Origin of the sequence: Streptomyces toxytricini, from assembly GCF_014649915.1 — a bacterium.
GTDB classification, from domain to species: Bacteria; Actinomycetota; Actinomycetes; order Streptomycetales; family Streptomycetaceae; genus Streptomyces; species Streptomyces toxytricini.
In genome coordinates, this window is sequence record NZ_BMTY01000002.1 from 18,447 (window position 1) to 33,150 (window position 14,704).

The following is a 14,704-nucleotide window of genomic DNA, read 5'->3' on the forward strand; positions in this document are numbered from 1 at the left end:
GCGCACTGCCGTGCCGTCCTGCGCAAACGCCCGGAATGATCTGTAGGGCCCGTGGAGGCCGGACCCGTCTGGTAAAGGGAGGATTCGAGCCGCTCCGGCCGTCTCGCCCTTAACCCCCTGGTATGCGGTTCCTCTTCGTGCCATCGTCGTTGACCGGACCGGGGGGACCAGCACGGCGCTTGCCGTTGCGGGCGGTGCCGACTTCTCCTCTCGGCTGCACCACGACGTGTCCGCTCAGAAGAGGAGACAGCGTGCGCAAGGCAGCAAGGTTCACCGCGGTGGCGCTCTCCGCCGCCACGATCGCCCTGGGAACGGTCACCGCCGCCCACGCCGGCGACTACACCGAGAACGGGGTGCGGATCCGCTCCAACTCGAACACCAGCGCGGCGGTTCTCGGCCTCGGCTACACCAGCCACACGATCACGCCGATCTGCTACCAGGCCGGCACCGTGATCAACGGCAACAAGTGGTGGGACAAGCACCGCAACAACAACACCGGGGTCACCGGCTTCAGCTCCATGACCCTGCTGACGAAGTGGGCCTCCGGCCACTGCTGACCGGTACGCGGATCCACCCGGGGCCGGGGCCGCTGGAATCGGTCCCGGCCCCGGGTGTGCCGCGCAGTGTACGACCACCGGCCCACCACCGAAAGGCTGATCGTGCTCCACGCACGTCGACGGCCGCTCCTGCTGACGGCCGCCGCCCTGGCGGCGGCCGCGGCACTGGGCGGCTGCACCTCCGAACCCGCGCGGCCCGGCGGCGCCGCCGGGGACCGGGGCGAACCCGCGGTGAAGATCACCCCACAGCCCGACCCGGCGAACGCGCCGCTCCCGCTGGACGCGTACGGGTTCGACACGAGCCAGCAGAAGGTCCTCCAGCAGGCGCAGGACATCCTGACCGAAGCGTGCATGCACCGCGTCGGTTTCGCCTCGTTCAAGAACACGAGCACCTACGTCACGGCCGGCGCGGGCGCCCGCCGGACCACCAGCGGGATCGGGCTGGTCGACGCCGAGGCGGCGAAGAAGTACGGGTACCGGTCCGGCGGGCTGCCCGACCGGGAGGCGGGCGCGGCGCAGAAGCGCGATCCGAGCGAGACGGCCGCCCTGTTCGGCTCGCAGGACGGCGCCCCGGCGCACCCGGGTGCCCCGGAGGGCGGCTGCGCGGGCGAGGCGGCCCGCAAGCTGTACCCGCGCAGCACCACGGGGCCCGCGGGTGCCCCGGCCGGGAACGGCCTGGTCGACGAGCTCGCCCAGCAGGCCGCCGACCGGGCCCGCGGCGACAGCCGGGTCACGGCGGCCGTCACCGAGTGGAGCGCCTGCATGCGCGAGGCCGGGTTCCAGGTGAAGACGCCGTGGGAGCTCCAGCAGATGGAGGGCACCCGCTGGACCGGGCCGGTCACCTCCGAGGAGATCACGGCGGCGACCACGGACGTGTCGTGCAAGCAGCGGACGAAGCTGTCGGACACCTGGACCGCTGTCCTGGCCGCCTACCAGACGCAGCTCGTCGAGAAGCGGAAGCAGGATCTGGACCAGGAGAAGAAGCACCTCGGCGAGCAGGTCCGGTTCGCGGAGAAGGTCCTCGCGGGCGGTGGGGCGTGAGGCTCCGCGCCGCGGCCCGGGCCGCCGCCGGGGCTGCATTGGCCTTGGCCGCCGCGACCGGCTGCGCCTCCCCCGCGTCCTCCGCCTCCGCGGACGGCCGCCCGTCCGCGGAGACGGGGCTGCGGAGCCCGAGCGCGGAGGTGCGGCAGGCGTACGACGCCTACTGGGCGGCCTGGCTCGCGGCGAACCGCACGCCCGACCCCGCGGATCCGGCGCTCGAACGGGTCGCCACGGGCACCCAGCTGGCGGAGCTGCGGGAGAACCTGGCGCACTCCCGTTCGGCCGGGCAGGTGCTGCTGGGCGAGGTGGGGCACCGCGTCGAGGGCGTCTCCGAGGCCGGTCCGGGGCAGCTGGTGCTGCACGACTGCATCGACCTCGACCGCTGGCTGATCCACGACGCGCGGACCGGCCGGCCGGTCGACCAGTTGGAGGACAAGCCGACGCAGCTGGGCTCCTTCACCCTCAAGCGGGAGGGGGAGGGCGGCCCGTGGCGGGTGGCTTCGCTCCGGGTGATCGGCGAGAACTGCTGAGCGGGGGACCGGGTTTCACGTGAAACATCACCAGCCGCCGACGGCCGACGCGGGCGTGGAGCAGGAGGCGGACGCAGAGCGGGACGCGGGGGCCGAGACGGAGGCCGCCGCGGGGGCCGCGGCGGCGGAGCCCCACGACGGCTCCTCCCCCGCTGGCGGCTCCGACGACGGCGGATCCCTGCGGCGTCGTCGGCGGATGCTGGCGTGGGTCGTCGCCGGGGCCGTCCTGCTGACCGGGGCCGGGGTCGCGCTCGGCGCGTCCATCCGCTCTCCCGCCCAGGTCGCCGCCGACGCGGCACCGCCGCCGGCGTCCGTCCTGTCCGACCGGGTGGAGCGCCGTGTGCTCACCTCCTCCGTCGTCGTCCGCGGCACGGTCGCCGCCGAGCAGGTACTGACGGTCTCCCCGGGGGCGGGGGCGGCGGCCGCGGGCGGGGGCGGCAAACCCGTGGTCACGCGGATCGCCAAGCAGCCGGGGGCCGCCGTACAGGCCGGAGAGGTGCTGGTCGAGGTGTCGGGGCGGCCGGTGTTCGCGCTGGCCGGGGCCCTGCCCGTGTACCGGGACCTCAAGCCGGGCGCCACCGGCAAGGACGTGGGCCAGCTCCAGGCCGGGCTCAGGGCGCTCGGCCATCCCACCGGCAAGGACCCGTCGGGTACCTACGGCCCCGGCACCAAGGCCGCCGTCACCCGCCTCTACACCGCGCTCGGTTACGCGCCCCGGCCGGCCGACCCCGGCGACGCAGAGCGGCTCCAGGCGGCGGAGGACGCCGCCGACGCCGCGAAACGGCAGGTCATGACGGCGAAGACGGCCCTGGCGAAGGCGAAGGAGGCCGGTGGTGCGGACACCGCCGAGGCGCAGCAGCAGCTCGCGTTCACGCAGGCCGACCTCGCCAAGGCCGCCGGGCGGCTGGAGGCGGCCCGCGCGGCGGCGGGCCCGATGGTCCCGGCCGACGAACTGGTCTTCCTCAAGGGCTTCCCCGCACGGGTCGACGCGGTGCGGGCCGGGGTCGGCGAGCCCGTCCCCGACGGGCTGCTGGTCCTGTCGGCCGGCGCCCCGGTGATCCGCTCCGCGCTCCCGGCGCACCAGCGGGAGCTGGTCAAGCCGGGCATGAAGGTGGAGGTGCTGTCCGAGGCCACCGGGCTGGCCGCCGCCGGCACGGTCGCCTCCGTCGCCGACGCCCCCGCCCCGGCGGCCGGCGGCTCCGGCGGCGCGGGCCCGGGGACGCCCCAGCAGGGCGGCGGCCCGGACGGCGCGCCGGGCGGTGCCGCGGATCCCGGCGGGTACGCCCTGACGGTCACCCCGGACAAGGCGCTCGACCCCCGTCTCGCCGGACAGGGAGTCCGGCTGACGGTGACGGCGGCGTCCTCCGGCGAGCCGGTCCTCGTCGTCCCGCTGTCGGCGGTGTCGGCGGGTGCGGACGGCCGGACCACGGTCACGGTGCTCGGCGCGGACCCTGCCGACACGGCGGCGCGGCGCCGCGTCGAGGTCCGGGCCGGGATGTCCGCCGACGGCATGGTGCAGGTCGAGCCGGTCGGCGGCGGCGCGCTCGCCGACGGAGACCGGGTCCTGGTCGCGCGGGCCACCCCGTGACCGGAACCCGTACGGCCGGACCGGCCGGAGCACCGCCGGTCGTCCGCTTCGAGGACGTCGGGCTCACCTACCCGGGCCCGCCGCCCGTCGAGGCGCTGCGGCCGTGCCGGCTGACGGTGCGGCGCGGCGAGTACGTCACCGTCGTCGGCCCCTCCGGCTCGGGCAAGTCGACGTTCCTGAACGTCGCCGGGCTCATCGACGCGCCGACCGCCGGCCGCTATCTCCTCGACGGCATCGACACCGGCGCGCTCCGCGACCGGGACCGCACCGCCCTGCGCGGGCAGCGCATCGGCTTCGTCTTCCAGTCCTTCCACCTGCTGCCGCACCGCAGCGCCCTGGAGAACGTCCTGCTCGCGATGGTCTACAACGGCGTCCCCCGCGGGCAGCGCGCGGCCCGGGCACGTACGGCGCTGGAGCGCGTCGGCCTCGGCCACCGCACCGGGCACCTGCCCACCCGCATGTCGGGCGGGGAGCGGCAGCGCGTCGCCGTCGCCCGCGCGCTGGTCGCGGAGCCCTCGCTGCTGCTGTGCGACGAGCCCACCGGGAACCTGGACACGGCGACCGCCGCATCCGTCCTGGAACTGCTGGACGAGCTGCACGCGGACGGGCTGACCCTGCTGGTCATCACGCACGACCCGCAGGTGGCGGCGCGCGGCGCGCGGACCGTCGCCATCCGCGACGGGGTCCTGACCGAGGAGGCGGCGCCGTGAGATCCCTTCGGCGCCGCAGGGCCGGGGGTGCTCCGGACATCCCGCCGTCCCGGCTGTCGGCCCGTGACCTGGTCTCGGAGGCACTCGCCGGGATGCTCCAGCGGCCGGCCCGCTCCGCGCTGACCGGCCTGGGCACGGTCCTCGGGGTCGGGACGTTCGTGGCGATCCTGGGGCTGACGGCCACCGCGTCCTCGCAGATCGACAGCCGGTTCAACGCGCTGACGGCCACCGAGGTCGGCGTCCGCGACACGGCGGGCGGAGCCGACCCGCAGCTCGCCAGGCAGGTCCCCAACGCGTTCCCGCGCGACGCGGACGACCGGGCGGGCGCCCTCAACGGGGTGACGGCGGCGGGGGTGTTCTGGCCGGTGCCGCTCGGCGAGGCGGCGGCGGTCCGCTCGGCCCCCGTCGCGGGTGCGGACGGCGAGCGCATCCCGGTGGTCGCCGCGTCCCCGGGGATGCTGCGGGCGGCCGGGCTCACTTTGGGCTCGGGGCGGGCGTACGACTCCTTCCACGACGGGCGCGCGGAGCAGGTCGCGGTGGTCGGGCGGGCGGTCGCGGCCCGCCTGGGCATCACGACACTGGAGAGCCGGCCCGCGGTGTTCGTCGGCGGGCACCCGTTCACCGTGGTCGGGATCGCGGACGGCGCAGAGCGCAAACCGGACCTGCTGCTGTCGGTGATGGTTCCGCGCGGAGCCGCCGAGCGGCTGTGGGGCCCCCCGGACAACGCCCAGCGCGCCCGGATGCTGGTGGTGACGCAGCTCGGCGCGGCCCGGCAGGTCGCCGCGGAGCTGCCGCTCGCGCTGCGCCCCGACCACCCGGAGTGGATGGCGGCGGAGCCGCCGCCCGACCCCCGGGGGCTGCGGTCGGGGGTGACCTCCGACCTGGACCAGCTGTTCCTGCTGCTGGCGGCGATCTGCCTGGTCATCGGCGCGGTGGGGATCGCGAACACCACGCTCGTCGCGGTGCTGGAGCGGACCGGGGAGATCGGCCTGCGGCGGGCGCTCGGGGCGCGGGGGCGGCACATCACCGCCCAGTTCCTCGCCGAGTCCGCCGCGCAGGGCGCGGTGGGCGGGCTGGTCGGGACGACACTGGGCACGCTGACCGTGGTCGGGGTGTCGGCGCTGCGCGACTGGACCCCGGTGATGTCACCGCTGACGGTGGCGGCGGCGCCGCTGATCGGGCTGGTGACGGGGGTCCTGGCCGGCCTGTACCCGGCGTGGCGCGCCTCGCGCACCCAGCCGGCGGAGGCGCTGCGACGCTAGGTCGGCGTGCAGGGCCGGCCGGCCCGGTCCAGGGGGGCGGGACCGGGCCGGCCGGGAGCGGCCCGGCCCTCGGGGGACGGGGGCCGGGCCGGATCGGGGACCAGGACGGGTCAGGAGTGCTGCTCCGCCGTCTTGGTGCGCTCCCGGGCCGTGGTGGGGATGGTCCCCAGCCGTCCGGCCTGGAAGTCGTCGAAGGCCTGCTGGAGTTCCTGCCGGCTGTTCATGACGAACGGCCCGTAGTGCGCCATCGGCTCGCGGATGGGGCGCCCGCCCAGGAGGACGACCTCCAGGGCCGGCGTACGGGAGTCCTGGGACGCCTCGGCGTGCAGCGTCAGCGAGCCGCCGCCGCCGAAGACGGCGGTCTGCCCGGTGTGGACGGGGCGCCGGTCGGTGCCGACGCCGCCCCGGCCCGCCAGGACGTAGGCGAGGGCGTTGAAGTCCTCGCGCCACGGCAGGGTCAGCTGCGCGCCGGGTGCGACCGTCGCGTGGATCATCGTGATGGGGGTGTGGGTGATGCCGGGCCCGCTGTGGCCGTCGAGCTCGCCGGCGATGACGCGGAGCAGGGCGCCGCCGTCGGGGGTGGTCAGCAGGGTGACCTTGCCGCCGCCGATGTCCTGGTAGCGCGGGGGCATCATCTTGTCGGAGGCCGGGAGGTTCACCCACAGCTGGAGGCCGTGGAAGAGCCCGCCGCTGACGACGAGGGACTCCGGCGGGGCCTCGATGTGCAGGAGGCCGGATCCGGCGGTCATCCACTGGGTGTCGCCGCCGTTGATGACACCGCCGCCGCCGTTGCTGTCCTGGTGGACGAACGTGCCGTCGATCAGGTAGGTGACCGTCTCGAAGCCGCGGTGGGGGTGCCAGGGGGTGCCCTTCGGCTCGCCCGGCGCGTACTCCACCTCGCCCATCTGGTCCATCATGATGAACGGGTCGAGGTGGCGGTAGTCGATCCCGGCGAACGCGCGGCGCACCGGGAATCCCTCGCCCTCGAAGCCGCCGGGAGCGGTCGTGACGGCCAGCACCTTGCGGGCGGCGGCCTCCGGGCCCGGCTCGGCGACGCGGGGGAGCGTCAGCGGGTTCTCCACAGTCACTGCAGGCATGGTCGGAACCTCCTTCTACACCGAGTTTAGTTGAATCCAGAACTTTCTGCCACCCACCAGAACAGCGGACCCCCCGCCCCCCATTCCCGCACCGGCAACCCGCCGCCGCGGCGCACGCTCCGTGAGGCGATCCGGGCGCCGGGCGACCCCCGGGAAGCAGGCGAAGGCCGACGCGCTGCCGCACCCGGGGCCGTTCGGACGACGCCGCGGCTGCCCGGCAGCCGGGGCGCCTTCGGGCCGTACGGGGCACATCGGGGCGCAGGGGGCGGCTCGGGAGAAGCGGTTATTCAGAGCACCAAGCCGCCCCAATTTCGCGGATTCTCAAATTCCGCACAGGCGGATTCTTTCATTCCGGCGCAGAAATCGGACATCGGATCGCCTTGACTCAGATGATCCTCAAATAATCGGGGTTTGATTGACGCCCCCCGATCGACCCGGCAATCCTTGTTTTGCGCGGCCGGCAGGGGAGCAAAAGCCGGACGCGCGGTACGGGGGACGGGGGACAGGAGTGCGCATGCGCGCGCACTCCTCCCTTTCTGCCCGAATTCGACCAGGCGGCATGAAAGTCAAGGGGAAAAAACTCAGCATGCGTTCCGCAATCAGGAAAAGCCTCGTCTCCACTGCCGCGCTCGCGGGTCTGACCCTGGCGCTGCTGCCCGGCTCGGCCCAGGCCGACGACACCCCGGCCACGCAGGTCCTCCGCGTCGCGAAGTACCAGGCCTACCTCGCGGCGAAGGCGGCCAAGGGCGACGAGCAGGCGAAGGAGACCGCCGACGGGTTCGCGGCGCTTTCGGCCGCCGACAAGAAGCGGTTCCTCGACCTGATCGAGGACCGCGCCCTGATCAAGCAGCTCCTGATCGCCGGCGAGGCCCCGGCCGCCGCAGGCACCACCCGCCAGGCGTTCGCGGGCGGCGACGTCGTCCAGGAGCGCGAGACCACCGGCGGTGAGGACACGACGTCTCCCTTCTCCACCTCGGCGCTGAGGGCGTCGGGCTACCGCGACATGTGGGCCTCGTACTCGTACGTCGACAAGTTCCTCGGCGTGAAGGTCTCGAAGGTCACCGTGCGGACCAACTACCAGGTCAAGGGCAAGGACACCACGAAGGTGTACCCGGGCAGCGCCTCCCACTACCTCTACGTGCCGGGCTGCGACTTCTCCCACAGCCCGGTGAAGGAGTGGATCTCCTCGCCGCCGGCCGACAACGCCCAGAGCGAGACCGTCTGGACGGCGGAGTGCTGGGGCAGCTCCTGGACCATGCGCGAGCGCGTGTGGGGCGACTACCGCGGGTTCGTCGGCGGGTACCTGAAGGAGTAGCAGACCCGTCCGGAATTCCCGCGAATTCCCTGACCGTATTCCGATGCCCCTGCCGCCCTGTGGGCGGTGGGGATATCGGAATGCTCAGCCGTACATGCGGCGCATGGCGTAGTCGACCATCTGCTCGACCGCCTTCGCGTCGAAGACCATCCGGTGGTCGCCCTCCATGTCGAGGACGAAGCCGTACCCGGTGGGCAGCAGGTCGATCACCTCGGCGCCGGTGATGACGAAGTACTTGGACTCCTTGCCGGCGTACCGGCGGAGCTCCTTCAGCGTCGTGAACATCGGGATCACCGGCTGCTGCGTGTTGTGCAGCGCCAGGAAGCCGGGGGTGTCGCCGCGTGGGCAGTAGACCTTGGACGTCGCGAAGATCTGCTGGAAGTCCTCGGCCGACAGCGAGCCGGTGGTGAAGGCGCGCACCGCGTCCGCGAGGGAGGGCGGGGACGGCTCGGGGTACAGCGGCTGCTCGTACCCGGCCCCGGGCATCGGCTGCTGGGGCGGGGCGTACTGCTGCTGGGCGCCCGGATTCTGGTCGTAGCCGTACATGGCCGTCAGCCTACCGAGGGTGGGCGGCCGCCAGGCGCCCGGATCCGGTCAAGGAGTCCCCTTGATCCCGTCCAGGAAGGGCGCCCACGCCGCCGCCGTCACCGTGATCACGGGGCCGGAGGGCCGCTTCGAGTCCCGGACCGGGACGACCCCGTTGATGCCGTCAGCGACTTCCACGCAGTCACCGCCGCTGCCGTTGCTGTAGCTGCTCTTGCGCCAAAGGGCAGAGCTCACGTCAAGCCGTGTGGTTGCCATCGCGGTAGTCCTCTGCTGCTTGCTCAACCATGGCCAGGGAAGCCTCTGGTGGCAGGGCCGCTGCCCTGAGCAGATCGTACGACCTGCGGTAGTCCTTCACGAGGGCCGGATAGTCGATGAGTTGGCCGCTGTGCAGGCCCTCCGTGTACACCACTGGTGGCGCGTCCGGGAACGTCATCACCTTGATCATGCCCATCATCATCGGGTGGGCAGACGCCGTTTCCGGAACGATCTGCAGAACGCTCTGCGAGCACCGGACCACACGCACGACGTGGTCTAGCTGGTCTGCCATATCCGCGTTCCCGAGGAGCGGCTTACGGATCAGCGATTCGTGCAAAATCGCCCAGAACGCGGGGCGTTCCTCGCGGTCCCAGAGTCGCGCGCGCTCCATACGGGCGCTGACCTGCTTCTCGACCGCCTCGGGGCGCAGCCAGGGAAGCGAGGTGTGCACGACCGCCGTGGCGTACGCCGCTGTTTGCAGCAGGCCGGGGACCAGCGACGGCGCCCATTCCTCGATCGTCTCGGCGTACCCCTCCATCTCCGCGACGTTCGCGAAGTACTCCGCGTGCCCGGACTGCTTCGCCTTGCGCGCGTCTTCACAGCGGCGCTCGAAAAAGCCGTCCGTCCCCAGCTTCGCGTCCACGTGCCGTGCCAGATCGAGCGGCATACGCCGCTCGCCTCGCTCGATCTGACTGAGGAAGGGGACGCCCCGGAAGCTGCCGGCCGCCAGCTGCTCCAGCGTGAGACCGGCCAGCTCCCGCTGGTAGCGCAGCTCGGCGCCGTAGAACGACGGCACGTTCGCAGAAGCGTCAGGGGTCTTACGAGGAGGCACAGCACACCACCGCCATTTGCCAATTGGCCAGCGCAATCCGAAACCCTTCCCACGCTACGCCGACCGGCCGCACGCTGTGAGCGTTTCGTCACAGTCCGCCACACGGCACGCAAGGAAGGCCCCATGAGCAACCCCGCCGCCGACGCCCAGGCCATCGACGCCCTCATCGAGCTGCGCGCCGCGCTCGCCGCGCACGGGATCACGCTGCCCTCGCTCGACCTGCACCTCCCCTCCTACGCGGGGACGTACGACACCCCGCCGCTCATCGCCCTCGGCAACTGCAACGCCGGCACCGCGTCCCGGCTCGCCGTCGCGCTCCGGGCGGGACGCCGGTGAGGCCGTTCGCGGTGGGGCTGATCGCCGTGCCGAAGGCGGTTCCGGAGGTCCGCCTCGCCGTGCGCGAGCACCTGGGCAGGCCGTGTCCGGAGCTCCAGCTCTGCGTGACGGAGCTGCTGGCCAACGTGATCACCCACGTCGGGGAGGGCACTCCCGTCACCCTGCGGATCACCGGAAGGGCAGCCCGCGTGCGGGTCGAGCTCACCGATCCCGATCCGCAGGCGCGGCCCGTCCTCCGCCGCGCGGCCGGCACCGACGAGTCCGGGCGCGGGCTGGCCCTGCTGGACGCCCTGGCGCTGCGGTGGGGCGTCGTCCGGGGGGAGGACGGCACCAAGACGGTGTGGTGCGAGCTTTGACCCTGGTCACAGTGGGCGGGCGGGGGTTGCTTCTTATTACCGGCGGGTAGCATCATGACGTTACCGATTGGTACGTACGAGGAACCGTCCTTCCCGAGCCACAACGGAGCCGTCGCCATGGGGCACTACAAGTCGAATCTCCGAGACATCGAGTTCAACCTCTTCGAGGTCCTCGGCCGCGACAAGCTGTACGGCACCGGCCCGTTCGCCGAGATGGACGCCGAGACCGCGAAGAGCATCCTGTCGGAGATCGCCCGCCTCGCCGAGAACGAGCTGGCCGAGTCCTTCGCCGACGCCGACCGCAACCCGCCGGTCTTCGACCCCGCCACCAACACGGCTCCGGTCCCCGCCTCCTTCAAGAAGAGCTACGAGGCCTTCATGGAGTCGGAGTACTGGCGCCTCGGCCTGCCGGAGGAGATCGGCGGCACCACCTCGCCCCGCTCCCTGATCTGGGCCTACGCGGAGCTGCTGCTCGGCTCGAACCCGGCCGTGTGGATGTACTCCTCCGGTCCGGCGTTCGCCGGCGTCCTCCACGAGGAGGGCAACGAGGCGCAGAAGCGCATCGCGCAGATCGCCGTCGAGAAGCGCTGGGGCTCCACCATGGTGCTGACCGAGCCCGACGCGGGCTCGGACGTCGGCGCGGGCCGCACCAAGGCGATCCAGCAGGAGGACGGCTCCTGGCACATCGAGGGCGTGAAGCGCTTCATCACCTCCGGTGAGCACGACATGGAGGAGAACATCCTCCACTACGTCCTCGCCCGCCCCGAGGGCCACGGCCCCGGCACCAAGGGCCTGTCCCTCTTCCTCGTCCCGAAGTTCCACTTCGACTGGGAGACCGGCGAGCTGGGCGAGCGCAACGGCGTGTACGCCACGAACGTCGAGCACAAGATGGGCCTCAAGGCCTCCAACACGTGCGAGATGACCTTCGGCGACAAGCACCCCGCCAAGGGCTGGCTGATCGGCGACAAGCACGACGGCATCCGCCAGATGTTCATGATCATCGAGTTCGCCCGCATGATGGTCGGCACGAAGGCCATCGCCACCCTCTCGACGGGCTACCTGAACGCGCTGGAGTACGCCAAGGAGCGCGTCCAGGGCCCCGACCTGGCGAACTTCATGGACAAGACCGCGCCCAAGGTCACCATCACGCACCACCCCGACGTCCGCCGCTCGCTGATGACGCAGAAGGCGTACGCCGAGGGCATGCGCGCCCTGGTGCTCTACACCGCGGCCGTCCAGGACTCGATCGCGGTCAAGCAGGCCGCCGGCGAGGACGCCTCCGCCGAGGTCGGCCTGAACGACCTGCTCCTGCCGATCGTCAAGGGCTACGGCTCCGAGCGCTCCTACGCGCTGCTCTCCGAGTCCCTCCAGATCTTCGGCGGCTCCGGCTACCTCCAGGAGTACCCGGTCGAGCAGTACATCCGCGACGCCAAGATCGACACCCTGTACGAGGGCACCACCGCGATCCAGGGCCAGGACTTCTTCTTCCGGAAGATCGTCCGCGACCAGGGCGCCTCCCTGAACCGCCTCTCTGAGGAGATCAAGAAGTTCCTCGCCGGCGCCGAGGGCGGCGAGGAGCTGGCCCCGGCCCGCGACGCGCTCGCCAAGGCCGCCGTCGACCTCGAGGGCATCGTCGGCCAGATGATCACCGACCTCACCGCCACCGGCGAGGACGTCAAGAACATCTACAAGGTCGGCCAGAACACCACCCGCCTGCTGATGGCGTCCGGCGACGTCGTCGTCGGCTACCTGCTCCTCCGCGGCGCGGCCGTGGCCGCCGAGAAGCTCGCGACGGCCTCCGCGAAGGACGTCCCCTTCTACACGGGCAAGATCGCGGCCGCGAAGTTCTTCGCGTCCCAGGTCCTCCCGGGCGTCTCGGTGCAGCGCAGCCTCGCCGAGGCCGTCGACAACTCCCTGATGGAGCTCGACGAGGCCGTCTTCTAAGGCGCCCGCCCGCCCCGCGGTCCGTACAGCGGCCGGATCCCCTCACGGGGGTCCGGCCGCTGCCGTTCCCCCGGCCCCGCGGCGGCCGGCGATTCCCGGGATGCCGGTGCTTCGTGCGACGCTCGTAGACATGAGTTCACAGGAGCAGCACGCCGCCGGCAGGGGGTACTCCGTCCCCACCGGGCGCCCGTACGCCCTCAGGGAGCTCCAGGCCGCCCTCGGCAGCCTCGGCGACCACCTGCGGGACCTGTACGAAGGCGCACACCCCACGGAGTACGAGGCCGTCGCCGACGCCCTCTACACCGCCTTCCGGACCGCCGCCGGGCTCGCGCCCGCCAAGAGCCACACCGGCTGCCCCGAGCACCCCGACGGCGCCCTCGACCCCGAGGCGCCCGACGGCTGGGGCCGCTGCCTGATCTGCAACGACCGCCGCCGCCGCGGGCTGCGCGAGCGCGGCGGCCGCGCCGGGCGGGATGCGGCTGCGCGCCTCGCCGCCCCGCCGGCCGGGGAGCAGCGCCGGCTCGGCTACCCCGTGCCCGACCCGCCGTACACCCTCCAGGCACTCCACGCGCACCTGCGGAGCGTCGAGGAGCGCCGCTTCCACCTCACCCTCTCCTCCCCCTCCGACGACTTCGTCCTGCTGGCCGACGACCTGCACCGGGCGTTCATCGTGGCCCGCGAGCTGTCCCGGCCGCGGAACGCCTCCGGCTGCTCCGAACACCCGGGGGCGCCCGTCGACCCGGACGCGCCCCCCGGCGAGGCCTGTATCTTCTGCGCCGGACGCAAGAGACGCGCGCAGCGCTCCGCGGCGGCCCCCGAGATGCTCCCGCGCATCCGCCGGGGCGAGCGCCGGCAGCTGCAGCGCCGGTTCGAGCGGCCGCCGGGCTGAGAAGCCGCCGGAACCGCGGAGCACACCGTCCGCCCACCGGTCCTGCCGGCTATCCGCCGCAGTCCGGCCTAGGCGAACACGACCGTCGTTAAGGTGAACCACATGAGCTCTCCCGCCCGCTTCGACCGCGGCCACACCGACGATCTGATGACCTTCCTGACGGCCAGTCCGTCGCCGTACCACGCCGTGGCCAACGCGGCCGAGCGGCTGGAGAAGGCCGGGTTCCGCCAGGTGTCGGAGACGGACGCCTGGGACTCGGGCAGCGGGGGCCGCTTCGTGCTCCGCGGCGGCGCCCTCATCGCGTGGTTCGTCCCGGAGGGCGCCGCCGCGCACGCCCCGTTCCGCATCGTCGGCGCACACACCGACTCGCCCAACCTCCGCGTCAAACCGCTTCCTGACACCGGGTCGGCCGGCTGGCGGCAGATCGCCGTCGAGATCTACGGCGGCACCCTGCTCAACACCTGGCTCGACCGCGACCTGGGCCTTGCCGGGCGGCTGACGCTGCGGGACGGCAGCGAGCGCCTCGTCAACGTCGACCGGCCGCTGATGCGCGTCCCACAGCTGGCCGTCCACCTCGACCGGGCGGTCAACTCCGACGGGCTCAAGCTCGACAAGCAGCGCCACATGCAGCCGATCTGGGGCCTCGGCGACGTCCACGAGGGCGACCTGATCTCCTTCCTGGAGGACGAGGAGGGCCTGGAGCAGGGCTCGGTCGCCGGATGGGACCTGATGGTCCACTCGATCGAGCCGGCCGCGTACCTCGGGCGGGACCGGGAGCTCGTCGCCGGGCCGCGCATGGACAACCTGATCTCCGTGCACGCCGGCGTCGCGGCGCTGGCCGCCGTCGCCTCCTCCGGGAAGGCCCTGGACCACATCCCGGTGCTGGCGGCGTTCGACCACGAGGAGAACGGCTCCCAGTCCGACACCGGGGCCGACGGCCCGCTGCTGGGGAACGTGCTGGAACGTTCCGTCTTCGCGCGCGGCGGCAGCTACGAGGACCGCGCCCGCGCCTTCGCCGGCAGCTTCTGCGTCTCCTCCGACACCGGGCACGCCGTCCACCCCAACTACGCCGAGCGGCACGACCCGACGCACCACCCGCGCGCGAACGGCGGCCCCATCCTCAAGGTCAACGTCAACCAGCGGTACGCCACCGACGGCACCGGCCGTGCGGTGTTCGCGGCGGCCTGCGAGCGGGCCGGCGTGCCGTGGCAGACGTTCGTGTCCAACAACTCGATGCCCTGCGGGACGACGATCGGCCCGATCACCGCGGCCCGGCACGGCATCCAGACCGTGGACATCGGCGTCGCGATCCTGTCGATGCACAGCGCGCGCGAACTGTGCGGCGCCGACGACCCGTACCTGCTGGCGAACGCCCTGACGGCGTTCCTGGAGGGCTGAGCCGGCTCCGGGGCGGAGGGGGCGGGCCCGCCCCCTCCGCCCCGCCTG

16 protein-coding genes are annotated in these 14,704 nt (G+C 72.9%); 12 read left to right on the forward strand and 4 right to left on the reverse strand.

The window, feature by feature from the left end; genetic code table 11:
• Window positions 1-251: 251 nt before the first annotated feature.
• From IE170_RS02285 to IE170_RS02305, 6 genes are all read left to right on the forward strand, one after another.
• Window positions 252-557 (forward strand): hypothetical protein, encoded by a 306-nt coding sequence (locus tag IE170_RS02285; RefSeq protein WP_189807630.1) that lies wholly within the window; start codon window positions 252-254, stop codon window positions 555-557.
• Window positions 558-659: 102 nt separating this feature from the next.
• Window positions 660-1,598 carry a hypothetical protein gene (locus tag IE170_RS02290; protein WP_189807631.1) on the forward strand — a complete coding sequence of 313 codons (939 nt, stop codon included), beginning with the start codon at window positions 660-662 and terminating at the stop codon, window positions 1,596-1,598.
• Window positions 1,595-2,128 carry a hypothetical protein gene (locus tag IE170_RS02295; RefSeq protein ID WP_189807632.1) on the forward strand — a complete coding sequence of 178 codons (534 nt, stop codon included), beginning with the start codon at window positions 1,595-1,597 and terminating at the stop codon, window positions 2,126-2,128. The genes IE170_RS02290 and IE170_RS02295 overlap by 4 nt, the downstream gene beginning before the upstream one ends.
• 19 nt (window positions 2,129-2,147) lie before the next feature.
• The gene (locus IE170_RS32380; RefSeq protein WP_229884563.1) at window positions 2,148-3,716 is read left to right on the forward strand and encodes an efflux RND transporter periplasmic adaptor subunit; all 1,569 of its coding nucleotides are present in this window, start codon (window positions 2,148-2,150) and stop codon (window positions 3,714-3,716) included.
• Complete coding sequence (locus tag IE170_RS32385) at window positions 3,713-4,426, forward strand: ABC transporter ATP-binding protein (protein WP_229884564.1); 714 nt, start codon at window positions 3,713-3,715, stop codon at window positions 4,424-4,426. The genes IE170_RS32380 and IE170_RS32385 overlap by 4 nt, the downstream gene beginning before the upstream one ends.
• A complete protein-coding gene (locus tag IE170_RS02305) occupies window positions 4,423-5,688 on the forward strand; it encodes an ABC transporter permease (RefSeq protein WP_229884565.1) in 1,266 nt (421 codons plus the stop codon). Before IE170_RS32385 ends, IE170_RS02305 begins: the two co-directional genes overlap by 4 nt.
• A gap of 110 nt (window positions 5,689-5,798) precedes the next feature.
• Here IE170_RS02305 and IE170_RS02310 read toward each other — a convergent pair whose 3' ends face one another.
• Window positions 5,799-6,785, reverse strand: a complete 987-nt coding sequence (locus tag IE170_RS02310) for a pirin family protein (RefSeq protein ID WP_189807633.1) — start codon at window positions 6,783-6,785, stop codon at window positions 5,799-5,801.
• Window positions 6,786-7,371: 586 nt separating this feature from the next.
• Between IE170_RS02310 and IE170_RS02315 the strand changes: the two genes are divergently transcribed.
• Complete coding sequence (locus IE170_RS02315) at window positions 7,372-8,100, forward strand: hypothetical protein (protein ID WP_189807634.1); 729 nt, start codon at window positions 7,372-7,374, stop codon at window positions 8,098-8,100.
• A gap of 84 nt (window positions 8,101-8,184) precedes the next feature.
• On the opposite strand, the gene IE170_RS02320 is transcribed toward IE170_RS02315, so the two are convergent.
• The 3 genes from IE170_RS02320 to IE170_RS02330 are packed head-to-tail and all read right to left on the reverse strand — an operon-like array spanning window position 8,185 to window position 9,733.
• On the reverse strand, window positions 8,185-8,646 hold the full coding sequence (locus tag IE170_RS02320; protein WP_125540672.1) for an SseB family protein: 462 nt from the start codon (window positions 8,644-8,646) through the stop codon (window positions 8,185-8,187).
• A 48-nt stretch (window positions 8,647-8,694) separates the two neighbouring features.
• Entirely contained in the window at window positions 8,695-8,880 is a 186-nt protein-coding gene (locus IE170_RS02325; protein WP_373298936.1) for a DUF397 domain-containing protein, read from the reverse strand.
• 1 nt (window position 8,881) lies between these two features.
• Window positions 8,882-9,733, reverse strand: coding sequence for a helix-turn-helix domain-containing protein (locus tag IE170_RS02330; RefSeq protein WP_189807636.1), 852 nt, complete (start codon window positions 9,731-9,733; stop codon window positions 8,882-8,884).
• Window positions 9,734-9,856: 123 nt separating this feature from the next.
• Between IE170_RS02330 and IE170_RS02335 the strand changes: the two genes are divergently transcribed.
• From IE170_RS02335 to IE170_RS02355, 5 genes are all read left to right on the forward strand, one after another.
• Window positions 9,857-10,069, forward strand: coding sequence for a hypothetical protein (locus IE170_RS02335; protein WP_189807637.1), 213 nt, complete (start codon window positions 9,857-9,859; stop codon window positions 10,067-10,069).
• Complete coding sequence (locus IE170_RS02340; protein ID WP_189807638.1) at window positions 10,066-10,425, forward strand: ATP-binding protein; 360 nt, start codon at window positions 10,066-10,068, stop codon at window positions 10,423-10,425. The genes IE170_RS02335 and IE170_RS02340 overlap by 4 nt, the downstream gene beginning before the upstream one ends.
• Before the next feature lie 117 nt (window positions 10,426-10,542).
• The gene (locus IE170_RS02345; protein WP_189807901.1) at window positions 10,543-12,369 is read left to right on the forward strand and encodes an acyl-CoA dehydrogenase; all 1,827 of its coding nucleotides are present in this window, start codon (window positions 10,543-10,545) and stop codon (window positions 12,367-12,369) included.
• Window positions 12,370-12,499: 130 nt separating this feature from the next.
• Window positions 12,500-13,258, forward strand: coding sequence for a hypothetical protein (locus IE170_RS02350; RefSeq protein WP_189807639.1), 759 nt, complete (start codon window positions 12,500-12,502; stop codon window positions 13,256-13,258).
• Between the two features lie 102 nt (window positions 13,259-13,360).
• Window positions 13,361-14,656: a M18 family aminopeptidase gene (locus IE170_RS02355; RefSeq protein WP_189807640.1), complete on the forward strand. Its 1,296-nt coding sequence runs from the start codon at window positions 13,361-13,363 to the stop codon at window positions 14,654-14,656.
• Window positions 14,657-14,704 lie beyond the last annotated feature (48 nt).